The sequence below is a fragment of the Anaerosalibacter massiliensis genome (assembly GCF_024623155.1).
Lineage (GTDB): Bacteria > Bacillota > Clostridia > Tissierellales > Sporanaerobacteraceae > Anaerosalibacter > Anaerosalibacter massiliensis.
In genome coordinates this window covers 245,664-268,886 of sequence record NZ_JANJZL010000002.1, presented here as the reverse complement: position 1 = coordinate 268,886, position 23,223 = coordinate 245,664, and the positions used below count along the sequence as shown (strand labels likewise).

At 30.2% G+C, this 23,223-nt stretch carries 24 protein-coding genes and 1 riboswitch; of the genes, 23 read left to right on the top strand and 1 reads right to left on the bottom strand.

Annotation, left to right across the window (positions count from 1 at the left end):
- Positions 1-54: 54 nt before the first annotated feature.
- Complete coding sequence (locus tag NSA23_RS04335) at positions 55-741, bottom strand: hypothetical protein (protein ID WP_257490255.1); 687 nt, start codon at positions 739-741, stop codon at positions 55-57.
- Positions 742-993: 252 nt separating this feature from the next.
- Between NSA23_RS04335 and NSA23_RS04330 the strand changes: the two genes are divergently transcribed.
- From NSA23_RS04330 to NSA23_RS04220, 23 genes are all read left to right on the top strand, one after another.
- Positions 994-1,599, top strand: a complete 606-nt coding sequence (locus NSA23_RS04330) for a DUF5317 domain-containing protein (RefSeq protein WP_042678439.1) — start codon at positions 994-996, stop codon at positions 1,597-1,599.
- A gap of 210 nt (positions 1,600-1,809) precedes the next feature.
- On the top strand, positions 1,810-3,774 hold the full coding sequence (locus tag NSA23_RS04325; protein ID WP_042678440.1) for a BglG family transcription antiterminator: 1,965 nt from the start codon (positions 1,810-1,812) through the stop codon (positions 3,772-3,774).
- 1 nt (position 3,775) lies between these two features.
- Positions 3,776-4,090, top strand: coding sequence for a PTS fructose transporter subunit IIB (locus NSA23_RS04320; RefSeq protein ID WP_042678442.1), 315 nt, complete (start codon positions 3,776-3,778; stop codon positions 4,088-4,090).
- Between the two features lie 17 nt (positions 4,091-4,107).
- Positions 4,108-4,371 carry an HPr family phosphocarrier protein gene (locus tag NSA23_RS04315; protein WP_042678443.1) on the top strand — a complete coding sequence of 88 codons (264 nt, stop codon included), beginning with the start codon at positions 4,108-4,110 and terminating at the stop codon, positions 4,369-4,371.
- Between the two features lie 12 nt (positions 4,372-4,383).
- On the top strand, positions 4,384-6,096 hold the full coding sequence (gene ptsP, locus NSA23_RS04310) for a phosphoenolpyruvate--protein phosphotransferase (RefSeq protein ID WP_042678444.1): 1,713 nt from the start codon (positions 4,384-4,386) through the stop codon (positions 6,094-6,096).
- Positions 6,097-6,202: 106 nt separating this feature from the next.
- On the top strand, positions 6,203-6,910 hold the full coding sequence (locus NSA23_RS04305) for a PrsW family intramembrane metalloprotease (RefSeq protein ID WP_042678481.1): 708 nt from the start codon (positions 6,203-6,205) through the stop codon (positions 6,908-6,910).
- Positions 6,911-7,044: 134 nt separating this feature from the next.
- Complete coding sequence (locus NSA23_RS04300; RefSeq protein WP_042678445.1) at positions 7,045-8,226, top strand: CapA family protein; 1,182 nt, start codon at positions 7,045-7,047, stop codon at positions 8,224-8,226.
- Between the two features lie 161 nt (positions 8,227-8,387).
- A complete protein-coding gene (gene cdaA / locus NSA23_RS04295) occupies positions 8,388-9,224 on the top strand; it encodes a diadenylate cyclase CdaA (protein WP_042678446.1) in 837 nt (278 codons plus the stop codon).
- Positions 9,225-9,279: 55 nt separating this feature from the next.
- Positions 9,280-10,512, top strand: coding sequence for a CdaR family protein (locus NSA23_RS04290; RefSeq protein WP_187116602.1), 1,233 nt, complete (start codon positions 9,280-9,282; stop codon positions 10,510-10,512).
- Positions 10,513-10,516: 4 nt separating this feature from the next.
- Positions 10,517-11,608, top strand: a complete 1,092-nt coding sequence (gene buk, locus NSA23_RS04285) for a butyrate kinase (protein ID WP_042678448.1) — start codon at positions 10,517-10,519, stop codon at positions 11,606-11,608.
- On the top strand, positions 11,602-12,507 hold the full coding sequence (locus tag NSA23_RS04280) for a phosphate butyryltransferase (protein WP_257490254.1): 906 nt from the start codon (positions 11,602-11,604) through the stop codon (positions 12,505-12,507). Before buk (NSA23_RS04285) ends, NSA23_RS04280 begins: the two co-directional genes overlap by 7 nt.
- Before the next feature lie 27 nt (positions 12,508-12,534).
- Entirely contained in the window at positions 12,535-13,608 is a 1,074-nt protein-coding gene (buk, locus tag NSA23_RS04275) for a butyrate kinase (protein ID WP_042678450.1), read from the top strand.
- A gap of 14 nt (positions 13,609-13,622) precedes the next feature.
- The gene (locus NSA23_RS04270; protein WP_042678451.1) at positions 13,623-14,297 is read left to right on the top strand and encodes a nucleotide-binding protein; all 675 of its coding nucleotides are present in this window, start codon (positions 13,623-13,625) and stop codon (positions 14,295-14,297) included.
- Positions 14,298-14,324: 27 nt separating this feature from the next.
- Complete coding sequence (locus NSA23_RS04265; RefSeq protein WP_042678452.1) at positions 14,325-14,552, top strand: 4Fe-4S binding protein; 228 nt, start codon at positions 14,325-14,327, stop codon at positions 14,550-14,552.
- 20 nt (positions 14,553-14,572) lie between these two features.
- Positions 14,573-15,634 carry a 3-methyl-2-oxobutanoate dehydrogenase subunit VorB gene (locus tag NSA23_RS04260; protein WP_042678453.1) on the top strand — a complete coding sequence of 354 codons (1,062 nt, stop codon included), beginning with the start codon at positions 14,573-14,575 and terminating at the stop codon, positions 15,632-15,634.
- A complete protein-coding gene (locus NSA23_RS04255) occupies positions 15,634-16,380 on the top strand; it encodes a thiamine pyrophosphate-dependent enzyme (protein WP_042678454.1) in 747 nt (248 codons plus the stop codon). Before NSA23_RS04260 ends, NSA23_RS04255 begins: the two co-directional genes overlap by 1 nt.
- A 1-nt stretch (position 16,381) precedes the next feature.
- Positions 16,382-16,939 (top strand): 2-oxoacid:acceptor oxidoreductase family protein, encoded by a 558-nt coding sequence (locus NSA23_RS04250; protein WP_257490253.1) that lies wholly within the window; start codon positions 16,382-16,384, stop codon positions 16,937-16,939.
- A gap of 163 nt (positions 16,940-17,102) precedes the next feature.
- Positions 17,103-17,450: a GAF domain-containing protein gene (locus NSA23_RS04245; protein ID WP_042678456.1), complete on the top strand. Its 348-nt coding sequence runs from the start codon at positions 17,103-17,105 to the stop codon at positions 17,448-17,450.
- 435 nt (positions 17,451-17,885) lie between these two features.
- Entirely contained in the window at positions 17,886-18,887 is a 1,002-nt protein-coding gene (locus NSA23_RS04240) for a D-alanine--D-alanine ligase family protein (RefSeq protein WP_042678458.1), read from the top strand.
- Between the two features lie 29 nt (positions 18,888-18,916).
- Positions 18,917-19,052, top strand: a riboswitch (cyclic di-AMP (ydaO/yuaA leader).
- 74 nt (positions 19,053-19,126) lie between these two features.
- On the top strand, positions 19,127-20,242 hold the full coding sequence (locus NSA23_RS04235; protein ID WP_257490252.1) for an NAD/NADP octopine/nopaline dehydrogenase family protein: 1,116 nt from the start codon (positions 19,127-19,129) through the stop codon (positions 20,240-20,242).
- Positions 20,242-21,894, top strand: coding sequence for a cobalamin B12-binding domain-containing protein (locus NSA23_RS04230; RefSeq protein ID WP_042678460.1), 1,653 nt, complete (start codon positions 20,242-20,244; stop codon positions 21,892-21,894). The genes NSA23_RS04235 and NSA23_RS04230 overlap by 1 nt, the downstream gene beginning before the upstream one ends.
- A 126-nt stretch (positions 21,895-22,020) precedes the next feature.
- On the top strand, positions 22,021-22,710 hold the full coding sequence (locus tag NSA23_RS04225) for a copper homeostasis protein CutC (RefSeq protein ID WP_042678461.1): 690 nt from the start codon (positions 22,021-22,023) through the stop codon (positions 22,708-22,710).
- 11 nt (positions 22,711-22,721) lie between these two features.
- Positions 22,722-23,138: a secondary thiamine-phosphate synthase enzyme YjbQ gene (locus NSA23_RS04220; RefSeq protein WP_042678462.1), complete on the top strand. Its 417-nt coding sequence runs from the start codon at positions 22,722-22,724 to the stop codon at positions 23,136-23,138.
- The last annotated feature ends 85 nt before the right edge of the window (positions 23,139-23,223 follow it).

The window sequence follows — 23,223 nt, the reverse complement described above, 5'->3', positions numbered from 1 at the left end:
TTAAATTATTTAAAAATATAAATGCCTAGGAAATTTCCTAGGCATTTATATTTTTTATATTTCTTCTAATAATTCTTTAATTTCAGTTGTATGAGTGTAGATAGTTCTTAGCATGTCTATTTGCTGACCTTGAAGTCCTAAAATAGTTTCAAAGCTTTCTATAGCCTTGTTAAACTGCTTATTTCCCACATAGTTTATATAAATTCTACTTTCCTTAGCAATATTTCCAACAGCATATTCAACTTCTTGCATTTCTTTAATCAAACTTACAACTACTTGTCTTATATTTTCATATTCTTTCAATGTTATATTACCTTCTTTAGCTACTCTTTTTAGTTCCTTGACTATTATTTTAAAATCGTCCTCTATTGCAATAGTTAAATCATATACTTCTTTAGAATTGTTTAAGTATAGAGTTTTCATTTCAACTTGCTTATTAACAATTTCAGAAATTTTAAGAGATTTTTCAAAACCTTTTTCAATTATATCTCTAATTTCATCTTCTGTATTTTTCTTATTTTTCTGAAGATTTATCATTTCATTCATAGTCTTGTTAAATTTTTTGTCTTGTAATATTTCTATTCTATTTTTTTGGACCTCTTCTATTTCTTCAATGGCTTCTTCTAACTCTTTAACTACTTCTTCATAAACTTTTGGTTCTTCAATAGTATCAGCAAATACTGTTACAGAACTAAATAAGGTAAGAATAGATAATGTTAAAGCAATTAATTTTTTATTCATATAGATCTCTCCTTTTTATATTATTTAAAAATGCTTATAGATTATATCGGCAGTATAAAAAATAACTTTACTTCTTTTTACAAAATATCTATATTTAACAAAAGTTAATACTTATATGATAAAATGATTTAAAATGTATTGTTTTCTTTTTAATTTAATAATTAACCAGAAATAACAAAAAAATAGGAGGAAAATGAAAATAAAAATAGAATAGTAAATAATTAGCCAATAAAATTTAAAGGAGTGCTGGATATGTTTGTCGAATCTTTAATTCTATCAACAATCGTAGGAAAAATTAGAGGTGGAAAAATAAAAAATATAGGTAGTCTAAAAATAAAAGGTTGGTATTTATTTCTCTTAGGATTTTTATTAGAGTATTCTAGTATATATATTGAGAAGCTAACTGATAATAAATTATCTTTTTTTATAAGAGAATATTTTTCCTATATACAATTTTTAGTTATTATTTTATTTATCTTAGGATTTATATTAAATTTAAGAAATAAGGGCATACTAATTATGTTTATTGGAAGTTTATTTAATTTTATTGCTATTTTATTAAATGATGGGAAAATGCCAGTTTCCATGGAGGCACTTAAATATTCTTCTTTAATAAAGGATATAGATATGCTTAAAACTGGAATAACATTGACTCATCAAATAGCAACAAATTCTACTAGGTTTTATTTTTTTACAGATATTTTACCTATACCTGCACCTTATCCACTACCTAAGGTGATTAGTGTCGGTGACATTATAATTGCTTTAGGAGTATTTATATTGATACAGAAGATCATGTTATCAGGTAAAAGAAAAGATAGTATATTAGATTTTACATATGGTATTTGTAAACTATAGAAAAAATCGTTTCTAGGAAAGAGCTCCTTCTGACTAGAAACGATTTTTTATTTCTATAACTAGAATATATAAAAAAGTGCCACATTAATCTGTAAGTAAATAGTACCTTTTAATAGTAGTAAATTAGCACATCTTGTGATATTATACTATTAAAGATAGTGAATATGTATACTAATTGCCAGATTTCGTATATATTTGAGGTGTTATGTAATGAATGATATTTTAAATGAAAGATGGATTGAGATTTTAAAAATACTTTTAAGTAACACCCAGCCTATAATAATAAGTGATATGGAAGAAAGATTAAAGGTTTCTAATAGGACAATTAGGAATGACTTAGATAAAATAGATGAAATTATTCAAAAAAAGGGTTATGGTAGGGTTGTAAGGAAACCTAGAGTAGGTATATGGATAGAAGTAAATGAAGAAAAAGAGAAAGAATTTAGAGATAGTATAAAAATGACTAATTCTTATACTCAACCTTTTTCACCAGAAGAAAGACAGGAATATATACTAAATAAACTTCTTAAAGTACAAGCTCCTATTACAATGGAGGAGCTTTCAAAAGAGCTTTATGTAAGCAGAATAACAGTATTTAAAGATTTAGATGAGGTTGAAAAGTATGTAAAAAACTACAACCTATCCATTTTAAGAAAGCAGAACTATGGAGTAGAATTAGTAGGAAATGAAAAAGATTTCAGAAGATTAGCAGGAGATTTTTTCCAAGGTTCTAGTATTCATGATTTAAATAGAGATTGTGCCAAATATATGAATATGTTTACAAAAGAAAATTTATATACTATAGGACAAATTGTAAAAGAGTCTGAAATTGAAATGGAATTTAAATTAGCTGATGAATCTATTTCTAATTTAATATTTCATTCAGCTATGCTAGTAGAAAGAGTTAAACAAAATAAAACAGTAAGGCTTAAAGAGGAAAATTTTTCTGATATTAAATTACAAAAAGAATATAGTGTTGCAAAATCCATAGTTTCTAAATTAGAGAAAGAATTTAATATTTCTATACCTGAAGATGAAATTTCTTATATAGCAATTCATATATTAGGTTCAAAATTACAACAAAGCTATAATTTTTGCGAAAATTTAAATGTATTAGAGAATGTTGATTTAAACATAGTTAATTTATCTAAGGAGATAATAGAATTGATAGGAAATATATTATCTACTGATTTGACTAAGGATAAAAAATTATTAATAGGATTGGCATTGCATTTAAAACCAACTATCAATAGATTGAAATATGATCTTACTATTAAGAATCCACTTATTGACGAAATAAAGGAAAATTATCCTAGTATTTTTGGAGCGAGCTGGGCAAGTAGTGTTTTGTTTGAAAAGTATTATGGATTTAAAGTAAATGAAGATGAGATAGGATATATTGCTATTCATATTGGAGCAGCAATAGAAAGACAAAAGACTAATACTAAAGCTATAGTAGTATGTAGTAGTGGCGTTGGCACTTCTCAACTTGTATCTATAAGGTTGGAGAAAGCCTTACCAAATTTAGAAATTTTAGATATAATTTCTAAGCATGAGATTGAAAATATAAATATAAAAAAATTTGATATAGTTATTTCTACGATTCCTATTGACTATCATTTAAAGCCAGTAGTTCAAATAAGTCCTTTTGTAGGGGAAAAAGATATACTAGAAATTAGGAAATGGATTGTAAATATTGAAAACACAAAGAAATTGGACTTAGATTTAGTAGAGGATAATTCAAAATTATTATTTAAACAAGATTTAATTTTTTCAAATCTAGAACTAAAGACAAAAGAATCAGTCATAGAATTTTTAAGCTATCATATGGAAAAACAAGACTATGTAGAAAAAAAATTTATGAATGAAGTATTTGAAAGGGAGAAGATAACTTCTACAGCAATAGGAAATGGAGTAGCGATCCCTCATGCAAATCAAAGTTATGTGAAAAAACCTATTATAGCCTTTGCTACATTAGAAGAACCAATTAATTGGTCAGGAAATAAAGTGGATATTATTTTCTTATTAGCACTAAAAATTGATTCAAATGATGCTACTAGGAAAACTTTTTCTGAGTTTTATAGATTATTAGACAATGAAGAAGTTTTAAACAAAATTAGAGAAAGTAATAAGGATGAAGAAATATATACTTTATTGACAGAGGGGAGAGAATAGTATGAAGATATTAGCTATTACCTCTTGTCCACTAGGTATTGTATGTACAAACTTAGCTAGAGAAGCATTGGAGCAAGCAGCAAAAAAGACTAATGTAGATATAAAGGTGGAAACTCAAGGGGAGTTTAAAGAAAATGAAATAACTAAATATGATATTGAAGAAGCTAGTGCGATTATATTGACCAGTGATGGACCTATTGAAGGAAAGGAAAGATTTAAAGACTTGCCAATTGTTTACGCAAGCTGCAAAGATATAATGCAAAATTCTTTAAATATAATAAAAAATATAAAAATAAAATATAAAAATAAAATATAACTTTGGGAGGAATGAAAATGTATAGTGAAGAAGTTGTTTTAAAAAATGAAACAGGATTACATGCTAGACCAGCAAGTTTATTTGTAAAGGAAGCATCAAAATATAGTTCAGATGTGAAAGTAATAAAAGAAGGCAAAGAATATAATGCAAAGAGTATAATGGGAATACTTAGCATGGGTGCTGCTATGGGAGAGAAAATAAAAATTGAGGCAATTGGTGAAGATGCAGAAGAAGTAGTAAAAAGTCTAGTTGAGCTTGTGAATAATAAATTTGGAGAATAGGAGGCAATTTTTATGAAAGGCATAGGAGTTTCTCCAGGAGTATCTATTGGAAAGGTTTTTTTAAAAGAAGAAATAGAAATAGATATTGAAAAGAAAAGCATTCACAATATAAAAGAAGAAGTTGATAGGCTAAATACTTGTGTTCATAAAAGCATAGAAGAGATAGAATCTTTATACAAATATACTTTGAAAGAAGTTGGAGAAAAAGAGGCAGAAATTTTCAATGCTCATAAATTAATGCTAGAGGATCCAGAATTTATAGGAATGATTAATCAAAAAATAGAAGATGAAAAAGTTAATGTAGAATGGGCAGTACAAGAAGCAAGAAATGAATATGTTCAAATGTTGGAAAGTCTTGATAATGAGTATCTAAGAGAAAGGGCAGCAGATGTAAAAGATATTTCAAGCAGACTTTTAAAAAACCTAATAGGCATAAAGGGAGTAGATTTATCAAGCCTAGAAGAGGAATGTATTGTAGTAGCCGATGATTTGACTCCATCAGATACAGCTCAAATGAGAAAAGATAAAGTCTTAGGTTTTGTTACCGAACTAGGTGGAAGAACTTCTCATACATCTATTATGGCTAGAACATTAGAATTGCCAGCAGTTGTAGGAGTAAAGGACATAACAAAAAATGTAAAAGATGAAGATTTTATAATTATAGATGGAAATGAAGGATTAATAATTATAAATCCTTCAGAGGAAGAAATTGCGACTTATGAAAAAAAGAAAGAATCCTATGAAAACTTTAAAGAAGAATTAAATAAATTAAAAGGTGAAGAAAGTATATCCAAAGATGGAGTTAAAGTTGAGATAGCTGCTAATATAGGTACTCCTAAGGATATAGATAAAGTTCTAGAAAATGATGGAGAAGGTGTTGGACTTTATAGAAGTGAATTTTTATATATGGATAGGGAAAAGTTGCCAACAGAAGAAGAACAATTTGAAGCCTATAAAGTTGTAGCAGAAAAATTAGATGGAAGACCTCTAGTTATAAGAACTTTAGATGTAGGAGGAGATAAGGATTTACCTTATTTAGACCTTCCAAAAGAAATGAATCCATTTTTAGGTTATAGAGCTATTAGACTTTGTTTGGATAGAACAGATATATTTAAAATTCAATTAAGAGCTATTTTAAGAGCTAGTGCATATGGAAATGTAAAAATAATGTTTCCTATGATTTCTAATATAGCTGAATTAAGGGAAGCTAAAGCTATATTAGAAGAAGTTAAATCTGAATTGAGAGCTGAAAATATTGAATTTGATGAAGAATTAGAAGTTGGAATAATGGTGGAAATACCTTCAGTAGCAGTTCAATCAGATATTTTTGCAAAAGAAGTGGATTTTTTCAGCATAGGAACTAATGATTTAATTCAGTATAGTCTTGCAGTAGATAGAGGAAACCAAGATATATCCTATTTATATAGCCAATACCATCCAGCAGTACTAAGACTTATAAATATGACTATAGAAAATGGTCACAAGGAAGGTATATGGGTAGGAATGTGTGGTGAAGCTGCAGGAGATGAAAAATTAATTCCAATTCTTTTAGGGATGGGATTAGATGAATTTAGTATGAGTGCATCATCAATGCTAACTGCAAGATGGATTATAAAGAATATATCTAAAGCAGAAATGGAAAACAAAGTTAAAGAAGTTCTAAACTTGGACTCCCCCCAAGATGTTGAAAAATATATAGAAGAAGAAATAACCTCTAAGATTTAAATCTTAGAGGTTATTTTTATGTCCATTGCTAGATATAAAATTAGAAAATCTAGGCAATAATAAAGAATATAGTAAGAAGATTAAAAAGAGATTTGGAGGGGATTTTTTGTCAACAAGATTATTCATAATTGCAATAACACCAGCATTAATTATAATAGTAGGACTTTATTTAAGTGATAGATACGATAGAGAACCATTGAAAATTTTGTTAATAACATATTTATTAGGTGCATTGTCAGTAATACCTACCATATTGGTAGAGGAGTTATTAAGTTTTTTCAATATATTTCCAGGCATATTAGGAGCTTTTTATACAGCTTTTATAGTAGCAGGATTTACAGAAGAATATTTTAAAAGATTAGTAGTATTGAAAACTGCTTATAATTCAAAATATTTTAATGAAAAATTAGATGGCATAGTCTATGCAGTATTTGCATCTATGGGATTTGCTACTGTAGAAAATGTTATATATGTAGTATATAGATATAGCAACAATCCTTATATTGGACTTTATAGAGGTATATTATCGGTTCCAGCCCATGGAGTATTTGCAGTTACTATGGGATATTATCTATCATTAGCTAAATTTGGTAGTAATGAATTAAGAAGAAAAAGGAGCTATAGGCGTTCACTATATATGCCTATAATATTTCATGGAATATTTGATTTTATACTAATGGCTAATATACCACAGTTAACGATTATATTTGTCCCATATGTAATTTATCTGTGGTGGTTAAATGAAAGAAGATTGAGTAGATATATATATGATTCAAAATCAAAATTTATAGGAATTAGAGAGAAAAGAGAATAAAAAAACTAAAACTATTGAAAACTACTCAAATTAAATATAAAATACTAGTATAGCATTTAAAATGCTAAGGCTAATTTATCCAATAACTTAAATCACGGATGTTTTTAGCAATATTATAAAAAAGGGGAAAAGACATGAAGAGAAAAAAGCAAGTTATTATGTTTTCTATAGTTTTAATTTGTATTTCTGTTTTTTTGACATCATGTGTTAACTTAGGTATTAAAGCAGATGAATCTAAAGAACTTACTGTAAAGAACCAATCTAATGAATCTAAAAAAGAAGAAGTAAAACCAAATACTACTGCTACAATATTGGCAGCAGGAGATGTAATGTTTCATAAGCCACAAATTACAGGTGCTTATAATGAATCAAAAGGTGTATACGATTTTAAAGATAATTTTAAATATGTAAAAAAATATGTAGAATCTGCAGATTTAGCTTTAGCAAATTTTGAGACCCCTGCAGCAGGAAAAGAGAAAGGATTTAAAGGTTATCCTAATTTTAATGCCCCTATAGAATCTATAGAAGCATTAAAGGATGCAGGTTTTGATATATTGTCTACTGCAAATAATCACACATTGGATCAAGGAAAAGATGGACTTATAAAAACAATAGATTCAATAGAAGAGCACGGTCTTAAAACTGTTGGTACTTATAAAGAACCAGAAAAGTCTATACTTATAGAAAAAGTAAACGACATAGATATTGGAATATTGTCCTATACTTATGGTTGCAATGGAATGGAGCATACATTGACAGATGAAGAACTAAAATATATGGTAAATATAATAGATGAGGATAATATAAAAAATGATATATCCAAGATAAAAGACAAAGGAGCAGATTTAATTATTATGTTTATTCACTGGGGAAATGAATATGAAATGGAACCAAGTGAAGAGCAAATAGAATTAGGAAAGAAACTGATAGATTGGGGAGTAGATATAGTATTTGGAAGTCATCCTCATGTAATTCAAAAATCTGAAATTGTACAATCAGATGGAAAAGATAAATTTATAATTTATTCCCTGGGAAATTTTCTGTCGAATCAAAGAAGAGAAACTTTAAACAATAAATACACTGAAGATGGTGTTATGGTAAATATTGAAGTTGAAAAAGATTTCTCCAAAGGTGAAACTGTTATAAAAAATGTAAGGTATATCCCCACTTGGGTTAATAAATATATGAAATCTGGTAAGGCAAAATATGAAATACTTCCTGCTGAAGACTTCATGGATAAAGATGTATTTAGTCAAGAAACATTATCTAAAATAAAAGGATCTTACAAGGACACTATGGATAAAATGGGCCAGTAATAATAATTTCTGGCTTATTTTTATTAATAAAACTTAATTCGTTTATTAACATTTGTTATTAATAAATATTTTCTTGTATATGGATTTAAATTAATAACAATTTGTTATATAATAGAAATGTAGAGTATTATCTGAATATAGTAAATAAGGGTGTGTGAACCTTGCAATATTTTGACGAACTTTTTTTAAATATAAGAGCTAGAGATATTATAGACATTTTGATAGTAGCTTTTGCCTTTTATAAGCTTTTTATGCTTATAAGAGAAACAAGAGCAGAACAATTAACTAAAGGAATTATAGTTTTATTTGTTGCAACTAAGATAAGTGAATGGTTGGAACTATTTACTGTATATTGGATATTAGAAAAAACTATGACTGTAGGGGTTCTGGCTATCCTCATTGTTTTTCAACCTGAATTGAGAAGAGGGTTAGAATATATTGGTAGAAGCAGATTTTTTACTAAATCTTTTGCAGAAATAAAAGATGAAAATTTAAATGAGGTTGTGGACGAAATTGTAGATGCAGTGGCTTCTCTATCTAGGCAAAAAATTGGAGCTTTAATAGTTATTGAAAGACAAACTGGATTAAGTGAAGTAGTGGAAACAGGTACTAAGGTAGACGGCAGAGTTTCAAGTGGTCTGCTTATAAATATATTTATACCAAATACTCCTCTTCACGATGGAGCAGTAGTGATAAAAGAAGATGTTGTTAAAGCAGCAGGTTGTTTCTTACCTTTAACGGACAATGCATCTTTAAGTAAAGAATTAGGCACAAGACATAGAGCAGCATTGGGCATATCAGAAAAATCCGACTCGTTAGCTATTGTAGTATCAGAGGAAACAGGTGCCATATCCATTGCAGAAAATGGAAGTTTGGCAAGATATTTAGACATAAAGACATTGAAAAAAATACTTATCGATATGTATAAACCGAAAATTCAGCGACAAAGTTTTTTTATAAAGTGGAGGCGTAAGGATGAGCAAGGAGAGGAAAAATAATCACACTATAAAAATATTTTCTCTGGTAATTGCTATTATATTGTGGAGCTATGTCATGAGCGAAGTAAATCCTAAAATAACCAAAGAGTTTAGAAATGTTGATGTGAAGTTTTCTAAAATGGAGGATTTAGAGAGTTCAGGCTTGGAACTTATTTCTCCAAAGGAAGTTAAAATAAATGTGAAATTATCAGGTAGAAGAAGTGAAATTTTAAAACTTAGAGATACTGATATAATAGCAGAAGTAGATTTAAGTGGATATTCAGAAGGAACTAAAAAAGTTCCCATATATGTAAAAGTTCCTAGTCAAGTGGATATTGTGGATTATAGTCCAAGGGAAGTTGCTTTTAGATTTGAGAAAGTTATATCAAAAGAAAAGCAAGTTGAGTTGAAAACCATAGGAAAACTTGAACCGGGATATAGTTTAGGAGAAGGAGAGGTAAAACCACAGTCAATTATACTAAAAGGGCCTAAAAGCTGGGTAAACTCAGTTTCAGATGTTGTGGCTGTAGTGGATATAACAGGGAAAACTGAAGATATAAATGCTACAGTACCTATTAAACTTTTAGATGATGATGGGAACACTGTTGGAATGGTGGAAAAGGATCCAAATGTTGTAGATGTATTTATCCCAATGTCTAAAAGTAAGAAAGTTCCTATAGATGCTCAAATAAGTGGTGAAATTCCAATTGAATATAGAAACTCAAAATTAGTTGTTACTCCTAAATCAGTAGATGTAAAAGGCAATGACAATATATTAAATAGTTTATCATCTATAAAGACAGAGCCAATTGATGCATATAGCCTTGTAGAAAGAGGTTCAATAGAAGCTAAGCTGATAGTACCTGAAGGTATAGATCTAGTAAACCCAAAACAAAAAATAATTGTAACATTGAAATTAAATGACACTGATACTGAAACAGATAATGATATAAATACTGATTCTAATACTAGTGATAATGCTGATGATAGAGAAAATTCAGATATAGATAATAATACAAACAGAAGATTTGAATATAATTTTTCTGAAATACAAATTAGAAATTTAGGAAATGGATTGATTGTTGATCAAGGTGAAAGCACCAATAATATATCAATTCTTCTAAGTGGACCTGATAATGTTTTAAATTCTGTTAGAAAGGATAGTCTATCTCCAGAAATTGATTTAGGAGGTTTAGATGAAGGAACTCATGAAGTTAAATTAATTGTAAAAGATATAAATAAAGTAAAAGTATTAGATATCATTCCCAATAGGATAAAAATTTCATTAAAAAAGGAAGAAAGGGAGTGAAGGTATGGCTAGAAAGTATGTATTAGTCATTAACCCAGGCTCCACATCTACCAAGGTAGCCATATATGAAGGTAAAAATGAAATAAAATCCAATAAAATTGTACACAACTCAAAGGAATTAGAAAAATACAAAAAAGTATCTGAACAATATGATTATAGATTGAAATTGATCTATGATTGGCTTAAAAAGGAAGAAGTTTTAACTTCTTCCTTAATTGCAGTAGTAGGTAGAGGTGGTCTTTTAAAACCTATTCCAGGAGGTACTTATATAGTAACAGAAAAAATGATAGAGGATTTGGAAAATAGCATTCAATGGGAACATGCATCAAATTTAGGTGGTATTTTAGCAAAAGGTATTGGAGATAAGGAAGGAATTAAATCCTATATATTGGATCCGGTAGCTGTAGATGAATTTGAAGATATAGCTAGAATATCAGGTCTAAAAGATATTGAAAGAAAATCATTGATTCATGCATTAAATATTAAAGCGGTTTCCTATAGAAGGGCAAATGAGTTAAATGAGAATATAGAAGAATTAAATTTTATAGTTGCTCATTTAGGTGGCGGAATATCAATAGCACCTGTAAAGGGTGGGAAGATGATAGATGTAAATAATGCTATTGAAATGGGACCCTTTTCACCAGATAGAACTGGAGGACTTCCAGTTGGAGATGTAGTGAGACTTTGTTATTCAGGAAAATATACTTATGATGAAATGTTGTTAAAGATAAAAGGAAAAGGTGGACTAGCTGGTTATTTAGGTACTATGGATGGTAGGGAAATAGAAAAGATGATAGAAAAAGGAGATAAAAAGGCAGAACTTATTTATAAGGCAATGGCATACCAAATAGGTAAAGAAATAGGTGCAATGTCAACAGTTTTGTGTGGGGATATAGACAGTATAATTTTAACAGGAGGGCTAGCTTATTCTGAATATTTAGTAGATATTATAGAGGAAATGATAGGATTTATTTCAAATGTAATAGTCTATCCAGGGGAAGATGAAATGAAAGCTTTGAATGATGGGGTACTTAGAGTGTTAAATGGAGAAGAAAAAGAAAAAATATATGAAGATGAGGTGATTTTAAGATGTTAAAGGATTTTCAAGATTTATTAGATTTGGCTAAAAGTAAAGGTCCTAAAAAAGTTGCTGTAGCAGTTGCTGCAGACAAGGATGTACTAGTAGCTATAAAAAATGCTAAAGACTTAGAAATTGCAGATGCTATTCTTGTGGGAGACAAGGAAAAAATTGAAGAAATAGGAGATGAAATTCAATTAGATCTTTCTAAGTTTGAAATAGTAGATGAGAAGGATCCTGTTGAAGCTTCTAGAAAGGCTGTAAGTCTTGTTAGTTCCGGGAAAGCTCATGTAGTAATGAAGGGGTTAGTAGATACAGCAGTAATAATGAAACAAGTATTAGATAAGGAAATAGGTCTTAGAAGTGGAAATTTAATCAGCCATTTAGCAGTATTTAGTGTTCCTACATATGAAAAACTTCTTATTGTAACAGATGCGGCTATGAATATAAGTCCAGACCTAAATCAGAAAAAACAAATAATAGAGAATGCAGTGTCTTTTGCACATAGTCTAGAAATAGAAGATCCAAAAGTAGCTGTAGTATGTGCTAGAGAAAAGGTCAACCCAAAAATGGAAGCTACAGTTCATGCAAAAGAACTAGAAGATATGAACAAAAATGGTATAATCTCAGGTTGTACTGTGAGAGGTCCTCTAGCTTTAGATAATGCTATATCTAAAGAAGCTTCTAAACACAAGGGGATAGAAGGACCAGTTGCAGGAGAGGCAGATATATTGATTGTACCTACCATAGAAGCAGGAAATGTTCTTTATAAATCATTAACTTTTCTTGCAAAAGCTGAAAGTGCAGGATTGATAGTTGGTACATCTGCTCCAATAGTGCTAACTTCCAGAGCAGATACATCAGAAGCTAAATTACATTCTATTGCATTAGGAATACTTATGGCATCAAAAAAATAGATATGATTAGAAAGGGGAATTTAAATAATGAAAGATTATAGATTGTTAGCAATAAATCCAGGTAGTACATCTACTAAGATAGCTGTATTTGATAATGAAGAAGCTATATTTGAGGAAACACTTAGACATTCTACAGAGGAATTGTCTAAATATGATAAGGTATATGACCAATATAAATTTAGAAAAGACATAATACTTAATGTTTTAAATAAGAATAATATAGAGATAGAATCTTTAGATGCTATAGTGGGAAGAGGTGGATTGTTAAATCCTATAGAAGGTGGAACCTATGTAGTTGATGATAAAATGCTAAAAGATTTAGAAATAGGTGTTTTAGGAGAACATGCTTCAAACTTAGGTGGAATAATAGCTAATGAGATAGCTATTATGATAAACAAGCCTTCTTATATAGTAGATCCAGTAGTTGTGGACGAAATGGAAGATATTGCAAGAATATCAGGTATGCCAGAAATAGAGAGAAAAAGTATAGTTCATGCTTTAAATCAAAAAGCTGTTGCAAGAAGACATGCTAAACTTCAAAATAAAAATTATGAGGATATGAATTTAATAGTTGCTCATTTAGGAGGAGGAATATCTGTAGCACCTCATAGAAAAGGAAGAATTATAGATGTAAATAATGCTCTTGATGGAGAAGGACCATTTTCACCAGAAAGATCTGGAGGACTTCCAGTGGGAGATTTAATTAAGCTTTGTTATTCAGGAAAATATACAGAAGATGAAATGAAAAAGAAAATAAAAGGAAATGGCGGTTTAGTATCTTATTTAAATACAAATGACGCTAGAGAAGTAGGAAAGATGATAGAAGAAGGTAATAAGAAAGCAGAACTTATTTACAATGCTATGGCTTATCAAATATCTAAAGAAATAGGTAGCTGTGCTGCTGTATTAAAAGGTGAAGTAGATGGTATAATCCTCACTGGTGGAATAGCTTATGACAAAATTTTTACTAAATGGATAGAAGAAAGAGTTGATTTTATATCCAAGATATATATATATCCAGGAGAAGATGAACTTATGGCATTAGCAGAAGGTGGTTTAAGAGTACTAAGAGGTGAAGAAAAAGCAAAAGAATACAAATAGAATAAGGTGGAAATATGTATAATGATAAAAGAATAAGGATTATTGTGGGACATTATGGAAGTGGCAAGACTGAATTTAGTGTTAATTATGCAATAAAATTAGTAGAAAAAGGTAAAAAAGTTGCGCTTGTAGACTTAGATGTGGTAAACTTGTATTTTAGAAGCAGAGAAAAAGAAAAAAACTTATCAGAATCTGGTGTAAGAGTAATCTCCAGTTCTATAAAGGCTTCTGCTGTAGATATACCAGCTATATCTGCTGAAGCTTATGCTCCACTACAAGATAAAACCTATGAAACTATATTGGATTTAGGGGGAGATCCTGTTGGAGCTAGGGTATTAGGAAGATATCATGATATTTTGAAAGAAGAAGATTATGATATGTTCTATGTTCTAAATGCCAATAGACCGGAAACCAGTACTTTAGATAAAACAATAGGATATTTAAATGCTATAGAAGGCACTGGTAGAGTAAAGATTACAGGAATTATAAATAATACCCATATGCTTAAGAGTACTACTATAGATGATGTATTGAAAGGTCAAAAATTGGCAGAAGAACTTTCCAAAAAGCTAGAAATACCTATTAAATATATAGTTGCACTAGAGGATATTGCAAAAAAACTTCCAAAAAATTTAGAAGGAGAAATTTTCCCAATTAAATTATACATGAGGGAAGATTGGATGCTTTAACCAAAAATAAAGTAAGGAGGGGTCAACTTGCCTAAAGTAAAAGGGAAAGTGACATTCAAGGAAAACCTTTGCAAAGGTTGTGGACTATGTGTATCAGTATGCCCAACTAAAATCATATCGTTAGACAAAGAAAAAATCAATGAAAAAGGATATCACCCAGCTACAATAAAAGAAATGGATAAATGTATAGGATGTGCAAACTGTGCTACTATGTGTCCAGATGTTGTTATTACTGTTGAAAGAATGACAGAATAAAAATAAGGAGGGTTTATGATATGACAAAAGTTCTCATGAAGGGAAATGAGGCTATTGGAGCTGCTGCAATTGAAGCAGGATGTAAATATTTCTTTGGATATCCAATAACTCCTCAAAGTGAACTCCCTGAATATATGTCAAAGGAAATGCCCAAAGTTGGTGGAGTATTTTTGCAAGCAGAAAGTGAAATTGCTGCTATAAATATGGTTTATGGTGCATCAGGTTCAGGTGCAAGGGTAATGACATCTTCATCAAGCCCTGGTATCTCATTGAAGCAAGAAGGTATTTCTTATATAGCAGGTGCTGAACTGCCATGTGTTATAGTAAATATAATGAGGGGTGGTCCAGGACTTGGAAGTATTCAACCTTCTCAAACAGATTATTTCCAAGCAACAAGAGGGGGAGGAAATGGAGATTATAGATTAGTAGTTCTTGCTCCAGCAAATGTGCAAGAATTAGTAGATTTAATTATAGAAGGATTTGATATAGCAGATCAATATAGAAATCCAGTAATGATTCTTGGAGATGGAATGATTGGACAAATGATGGAACCTGTTGAATTTAAGCAGCCTAAGAAAAGAGATTTGCCAGAAAAAGATTGGGCTACAACAGGAACAAAAGGTAAGAGAAAACCAAATATTATCAATTCACTATATTTAGCTGCAGAAGAATTAGAAGAACATAATAAAAAATTACAAGAAAAATATAAAACTATTAAGGAAAATGAAGTAAAAGTAGAATCCTATAATATAGAAGATGCAGATATAGTAATTGCTGCTTATGGAACAACCTCTAGAATTGCTAAAACAGCTATTACACAATTAGAAAACGAAGGATATAAAGTGGGTCTTATAAGACCTATTACTTTATGGCCTTTCCCATATAATGAATTTAATAAAATAGGAGACAATTGTAAGGGAATATTAACAATAGAAATGAATACAGGTCAAATGGTAGATGATGTAAAAATTGCAACAAAAGGCAGATTCCCAGTTGAGTTTTATGGCAGAACTGGCGGAATGGTTCCAACACCTAATGAAATAGTTAAAAAGGTAAAGGAAATCTATGGAGGTGAGAAGTAATGGCTGTAGTATTTGAAAAGACTAAAGGTTTAACAGATGCACAAACCCATTATTGCCCAGGTTGTACCCATGGAATAGTTCATAGATTAGTTGCTGAGTCTTTAGAAGAACTAGGAGTACTAGATGAAGCTATAGGAGTTGCACCTGTAGGATGTTCTGTTCTTGCATATAAATATTTTAATTGTGATATGCATGAAGCAGCTCATGGTAGGGCACCTGCAGTAGCTACAGGTATTAAGAGAGTTCATCCAGAGAACTTTGTATTTACTTATCAAGGTGATGGAGATTTAGCATCTATAGGTACTGCTGAAATAGTTCATGCTGCTCATCGTGGTGAAAAAATTTCAACTATATTTATAAACAACGCTATATATGGAATGACAGGAGGACAAATGGCTCCTACAACTCTTATAGGACAAAAAGCTACAACAGCACCTTATGGTAGGGATAAAGAGCACTGTGGTATGCCATTGAAGATGGCAGAAATGTTGGCTACTATTGATGGTGCACAGTTTGTAGAAAGAGTTGCAGTAAATACTCCTGGCAATGCAAGAAAAGCAAAAAAAGCCATAAAGAAATGTTTCCAAACTCAAATAGAAGGGAAAGGTTTTGGAATAGTAGAAGTACTTTCTACTTGTCCAACTAATTGGGGATACACTCCAGTAGAAGCTCTAAAATGGCTAGAAGAGAATATGATACCTTATTATCCTCTAGGAAACCTTAGAACCCCAGAGGAGGTGGAGTAAAATGGAAGAGAGAATAGTTGTGGCAGGATTTGGTGGACAGGGAGTAATGGCTATAGGTCAGCTCTTAACATATGCTGGAATGATTGAGGACAAACACGTATCATGGCTTCCATCTTATGGTCCAGAAATGCGTGGTGGAACTGCCAACTGTAATGTTATAGTATCTGATGATGCCATCGGTGCACCGGTAATAGAAGAAGCAAGTGCAGCAATAGTAATGAATAAGCCATCTCTCGACAAATTTGAAAACAATATAGTTAAAGATGGAAAATTATTTATAAATTCATCACTAATAGAACAAAAAGCTGAAAGAGAAGATATAGATGTATATTATATACCAGCTAATGAAATAGCAAATGAATTAGGAAATGATAAAGTTGCAAATATGGTTATATTAGGAGCATATTTAGAAGCAACTAAATTAGTAAAACAAGAATCTGTACTAGAAGCCTTTACAAAGGTATTTGGCGAAAATAAAGCTCATTTATTACCTCTAAATAAAGAAGCTATAGAAAAAGGTGCAGAAGCTGCTAAAAGTCAAGAGAAGGTAACGATGTAAACTAAAAAAGCTAGCTGAATTAATTCAGCTAGCTTTTTTAGTTTACATTAATATGGAATTATAGTATTTAAATAAACTAAATTGTTTGATATATTTTGATTAATATTATAAACTTTAATTAAACGACAAGAAAATACAAAATACATATTATGGAGTGATTGATATGGAAGATGGAAATTATAAGATATATGATCTAAATAATTTGCTAAGAACAATAAAATCCATTTCTAAAGCCAAAAACTTCAAAAGTATTAGTGAAATTATATTTAACTTTATTGAAAGTTTAATTAAATATGATATGGCAGTAATATATAATATCGATTGGAAAAGAAAAGAATTAGAAGTTGTATCTTGCAGGGGTTCAGACATTGATAAATTAAAAAGAAGAGTTCATATAAGATTTGGAGAAGGTGCTGTTGGATGGGTAGCAGAAAAGAAAAAGGTACTATTAATAGATGATGTTTTTAAAACAGAAAAAATTCAAGTCAGGCAATTTTTAAATTATATTTGAAATTTTTAAAGTAATAAACTTAGATTCTTTATATATAGGTTTATTTTGCAGTATAATTTTTACAATTATATTTTCTGATTTTTTTATTGGGGAAGAAGAGCTAACTAAAAACTGAAATATATCTTTATAGCTAAAATTATTTAGAATTTAAATTCTAAATAATTTTAGCTTTTTTATATTTTCCAATAAAAACATATTGAATTTTATTTATATATCTGGTATAATATCAGTCGGGCGTATTATACATTTCTGCTCGATTTTCTTTCGTATGTATCAATTCATTTTTGTTAACTATTCTTTTTAAATTATACATTAAAATTTGGAATAAGATTTTAAATAATTATTTTAACGCGGCTAATTTTAGCTTTATTTTTCCATGCTCTAAAATAGGAGCTAAAGCTCGTTATTTTATAAAAAAAACAGGAGGTTTTATACATGAAAATAGGTGTATTTTGGAGAAAGTTCAGAAATGTGGAATTTCAGAAAAAGCTTACACCAGATAAGGTTTATGATGATGCTTATGAAGAAGCATATCAACATTGTATGGCGCTTAAAGAGGCAGGTTATGATGCAGTACTACTTGAGTGGAAAAAGGATCCTAGAGAGACATTAAAAAATATAATAAAAGAAAATGTTAATTTAATATTTAATGCTTCCAGTCTAAAGGAAATTTCTTTCCTTGAAGCATTTGGAATACCTTATGTAGGTTCAGGTATAGATTTAGTAGCTACTAATAAAGCTGTTAGAAAAGAGATAGTAGCTTTCAATAAATTGCCAACAGCTAAGTTTGTAATAGCAAAAAGCTCAAAAGAGATACCTGAAATTAATTTGAAGTATCCATTATTTGTAAAGCCATTAAGAGGTAGAGGAAGTGCTGGTATTAGCGAAGAAAACATAATTTATAAATATGAACAACTTCCTAAAGTAGTTGAAAAAATTACTGATAAAATTGGTCAGCCAGCATTAATTGAGGAATTTATAGATGGTAAAGAACTAACAGTTGGAATTATTGGATATGAAAATCCGGAGGTATTGCCTCTTTTAGAAATTGGATATAATTCCGCTAAAACCAATACTTATGAACATAAGATGTTTGATAACGAGATAATAAATTGTCCAGCAAATTTTTCTGAAAAAATCGAAAAAACAATTAAAGAAACGGCACTAGAAATTTATAAAGCTTTAAATGTCAAGGATTTTGGTAGGATAGATATGATTTTAGGAAAAGATAATATTCCATACTTTTTGGAGATAAATACTTTTGCAGGACTTACTATGGCGGCAAGGGAAGGTGAAAAAGCAGTACATCATGGATATATGGGATATATGGCAAGTGAATTAGGATATGATAGAGGAGAATTTATCAATAAGATAACAGAAAGTGCTATTAGTAGATATGGCTTAAAAGGAGAAAAAAAGACATCACTTATTTCATAAAAAAGATATACAGAAATATATGAATATTCACAATTTTAACGCTTAATCCTTTTATTGTGAAAGGAACGGAGGAAATCAAAGTAACTGGGGTGAATCCTTTTTAAAGGTAGGGCTACCCTGGCCCGAATCCGTCAGCTAACTTCGTAGGCGTGGAAGGGGAAAATGGTATATTAAATTAGACTATAATTCCCTTATAGTCTAATTTTTATTATAAAGCCGTGTTTAAGGAGGTTATTTTTATGAAAGATTGTCTTAGTTATGGAATCATAGGAGCAGGAAATGGTGGTCTTGCAATGGCAGGTTACCTAGCTATGAAAGGTTTTGTAGTGAATTTATACAATAGAACCTTGCAAAAGATTCTGCCATTAAAAGAAAGGCCAATTATTACTTTGACAGGGGAAAAGGAAGGAATCGGCAAGCTTAATATTATTAGTGACAAAATAGAAGAAGTTATTAGAGATGTAGGTATAATCATGGTGACTATTCCGGCTATAGGTCATTATGATCTAGGGAAACTAATGGCTCCATATTTAGAAGACGGACAAATAATAGTTCTAAATCCAGGAAGAACAGGAGGAGCCTTAGAACTATATACCACTCTTAGAAAAAACGGTTGTGATAAAGATGTAGTTGTAGCAGAGGCACAGACTTTTGTATATGCTTGTAGGAAAATTAGTGCTAGGAGTGCCCATATATATAAAGAGAAAAGTGAGGTGTCTTTAGCATGTATTCCATCTACAAAAACGGAAGAAGTCGTTAAGATGCTTTCACCTGCATACCCACAGTTTATAGCTGCAAAGGATGTTATTGAAACAAGCTTAAATAATTATGGTGCTATATTTCATCCAGCTCCTACTTTATTAAATAGTGGTCATATTGAAAGAGGTGCACCTTTTGACTATTATATAGAAGGTATAACACCTTCAATAAGTAGATTTTTAGAAAAAATGGATGAAGAAAGAATGAAAATAGCTAAAGCATTAGATGTTAAGACTTGTTCTGCTAAAGATTGGCTTTATGAATCCTATAATGCAGTAGGAAAGAATCTTTATGAGGCAATTCAAAACAATCTAGGATATAAAGGGCTTGAGGCTCCTAAAGGCCTCAATATTAGATATATTTATGAAGATGTTCCTTATAGTCTAGTACCTATGTCTTCATTAGGAAAACAATTAAATATAGAAACTTCTGCAATAGATTCTGTAATCAAACTTGCAGAACTTATGACAGGAAAAAATTTCTGGAAAGAAGGCAGAACTGTAGAACGTCTAGGATTAGATGGATTAAATTCATATGAAATCCACAAATTTGCCCAAACTGGCAAGATAAGTAAAAGTGAAGGGGTGGTAGCATAATGAAAAAAATAATCGCTGGAACTATAGGAAATTGTGTGCATGTAGCAGGAACTATGAATTTTTTAACTTTAGCTGAAAAAGAAGGTTATGAGACAGAATTTTTAGGAATTGCTCTTCCTATTGACACAATTATAGAAAAAATTTCAGAACTTAACCCAGATATTGTAGCTTTAAGCTATAGGCTTACTCCAGAACCGTTAGAAAAAGTGTTAGATGAATTAAAAGAGAAAATAAAAAAAGAAAATATAAAAAATATAAAATGGATGTTTGGAGGAACTGAACCTACTGCAAAGGTAGCCGAGGAAAGTAGAATATTCCAAAAAATATTTAATGGAACAGAAGATATAGATGAAGTAATAGCATATTTAAAGGGAAAAGACTATAAGAGGCAAGAATTCTATCCAAAAGATTTAATTTCTAGAATTAATTCTAAATATCCTTATCCAATACTTAGACATCATTTAGGATTATCTTCAATAGAAGAAACTATTGAGGCTATAGAAAAGGTATCTGAAGCAGAAGTATTAGACATTATATCAGTAGCACCAGATCAAAATGCACAGGAACATTTCTTTGAGCAGGATAAAATGGACCATAGACTAGATGGAGCAGGAGGAGCACCATTAAGAAGTAAAGAAGATTTTAGAAAACTTTATAAGGCAGCTCAAAGAGGTAATCAACCACTTTTGAGATGCTATAGTGGAACTAAAAATTTATTGGCTTTTGCTGAAGTATTAAAAGAGACAATTGACAATGCGTGGTGTGCTGTACCTTTGTTTTGGTATAGTGATTTAGATAAAAGAGGACCAAGAACAGTAAGAGATGCTATATATGAAAATCAACAAGTAATGAAATGGCATGGAGATAGGGATATTCCTGTAGAAGTTAATGATCCTCATCATTGGAGTTTAAGAGATGCTCATGATGCTATAGGAGTTGCAGACGCATATTTAGCAGCTTATAATGCAAAAAAAATGGGTGTAAAGAATTATGTAGCTCAATATATGTTCAATGTACCAGCATTTATGGCTCCTCAAATGGATCTAGCCAAGATGCTTGCAAAGATAGAATTAGTAGAAAGCTTAGAAGATGAAAACTTTAAGGTATATCGACAGGCAAGAGCAGGTTTAGCAAGTTTCCCTGCAGATTTAAATCAAGCCAAAGGTCAACTTGCTTCATCAGCTTATTTAGCTATGGCTATCAAACCTCATATATATCATGTAGTTGGATATTGTGAAGCACATCATGCTGCTAGGGCAGAAGATATAATAGAGTCTTGTAAGATTGTAAGAGGAGTTATAAGGAATGAATTCTTAGGTACAGTAGATATGACTGAAAACCTAATAGTACAAGAAAGAAAAAATCAACTTATTGAAGAGGCGCTATTGATATTAGAAGCTATTAAATCTTTAAATCCTATGGCTAAAGATCCATTATCAGATGTAGAAACTTTAGCAATGGCAGTTGAAATAGGATTGTTAGATGCTCCACAGTTTAAAGGGAATTCAGCTGCGAAAGGAGAACTTACTACTCGTTTAGTTGATGGAGCATTATACCCTTATGATAATGAGGAACGAAGGATTATATCAGAAAAAGAAAGAATTGAAAGAGTACTTGAAAAGAATATAGGAAAAGAAAAATTAGTAGTTTAGAATAAATTTATACAAAAAGGTTGTCAATGACAACCTTTTTTATATTCCTAATTTACTAACAATTTCTATATATGTTATAATAATTAATATAATCTAAACTATAAATTGAGATGAAGGTGAATTAGAATGTTAGAAATTATTGCTACTTGTATAGAAGATGCTATGAAAATAGAAGAAAATGGAGGAGGTAGAATAGAACTTATATCTTCATTGACTGAAGGTGGACTAACTCCTAGCTATGGGCTTATAGAAGAAGTAATAAAGAATGTAGATATTCCTGTAAATGTAATGATAAGACCCCATGCAAAGTCTTTTGTATATTCAGATAGGGATATAGAAATAATGATTAAAGATATAGAAGTTGTAAAGAAAACAGGTGCTAATGGTGTAGTTTTAGGAGTATTAAATAAAGATGGAAGCATTGATGAGAAAAATTTAGAAAAACTACTTAAACATACTGGCCACTTGGAAGTAACTTTCCATAAGGCTATAGATGAATCGAAAAACATAATAGAAAGTTTTAAAGTGCTTAAGAAATATCCTCAAATAAAAAGAGTCCTTACATCAGGAGGAATAGGTAAAACTATTATAGACAATACAGATGTACTGAAAGAAATGATAAAGATTAGTGAAAATCAGATAATTGTTCTATTAGGTGGAGGGCTTACTTTAGAAAATGTAGAGGAAGTAATTAAAATAACAGGTGCAAGAGAAGTACATTTTGGAACTGCTATCAGAGAGGATAAAGAATATTTAAAAGATATTGATGCTGAGGAATTGAAAGTATTATCTAAAAAAGTTAAGAGTTTAATATAGGAGTGTATATTATGTTAGAAGAAATAGGCATCAACACTAATAGGAGAGTTGAATTTATAGAGATAACTAATAGCATACAAAAAATAGTAACAAAGTCTGATATTAAAGAAGGAATATGTTATTTATTTGTTCCTCATACAACAGCAGGATTAACTATCAATGAAAATGCAGATCCTACAGTATTAGAAGATATGATTATGGAGTTAAATAAAATAATACCTTTTGATGATAATTATGAACATCTTGAAGGAAATTCTGCTGCACATATAAAATCAAGTCTAATAGGAGTTAATCAAATGATAATAATTGAAAAAGGGAAATTAAAGTTGGGAACTTGGCAAGGAGTGTATTTTACCGAGTTTGATGGGCCAAGGAATAGGAAACTTTATGTAAAAATAGTAGAAGATAAGGATAGTTTTTACAAATAAACTATTCCATATAATGTAAAAAAGATTGAAAATTCCCCACATTTAATATATACTATCACTTATAAGTTTTACAATATATACTATA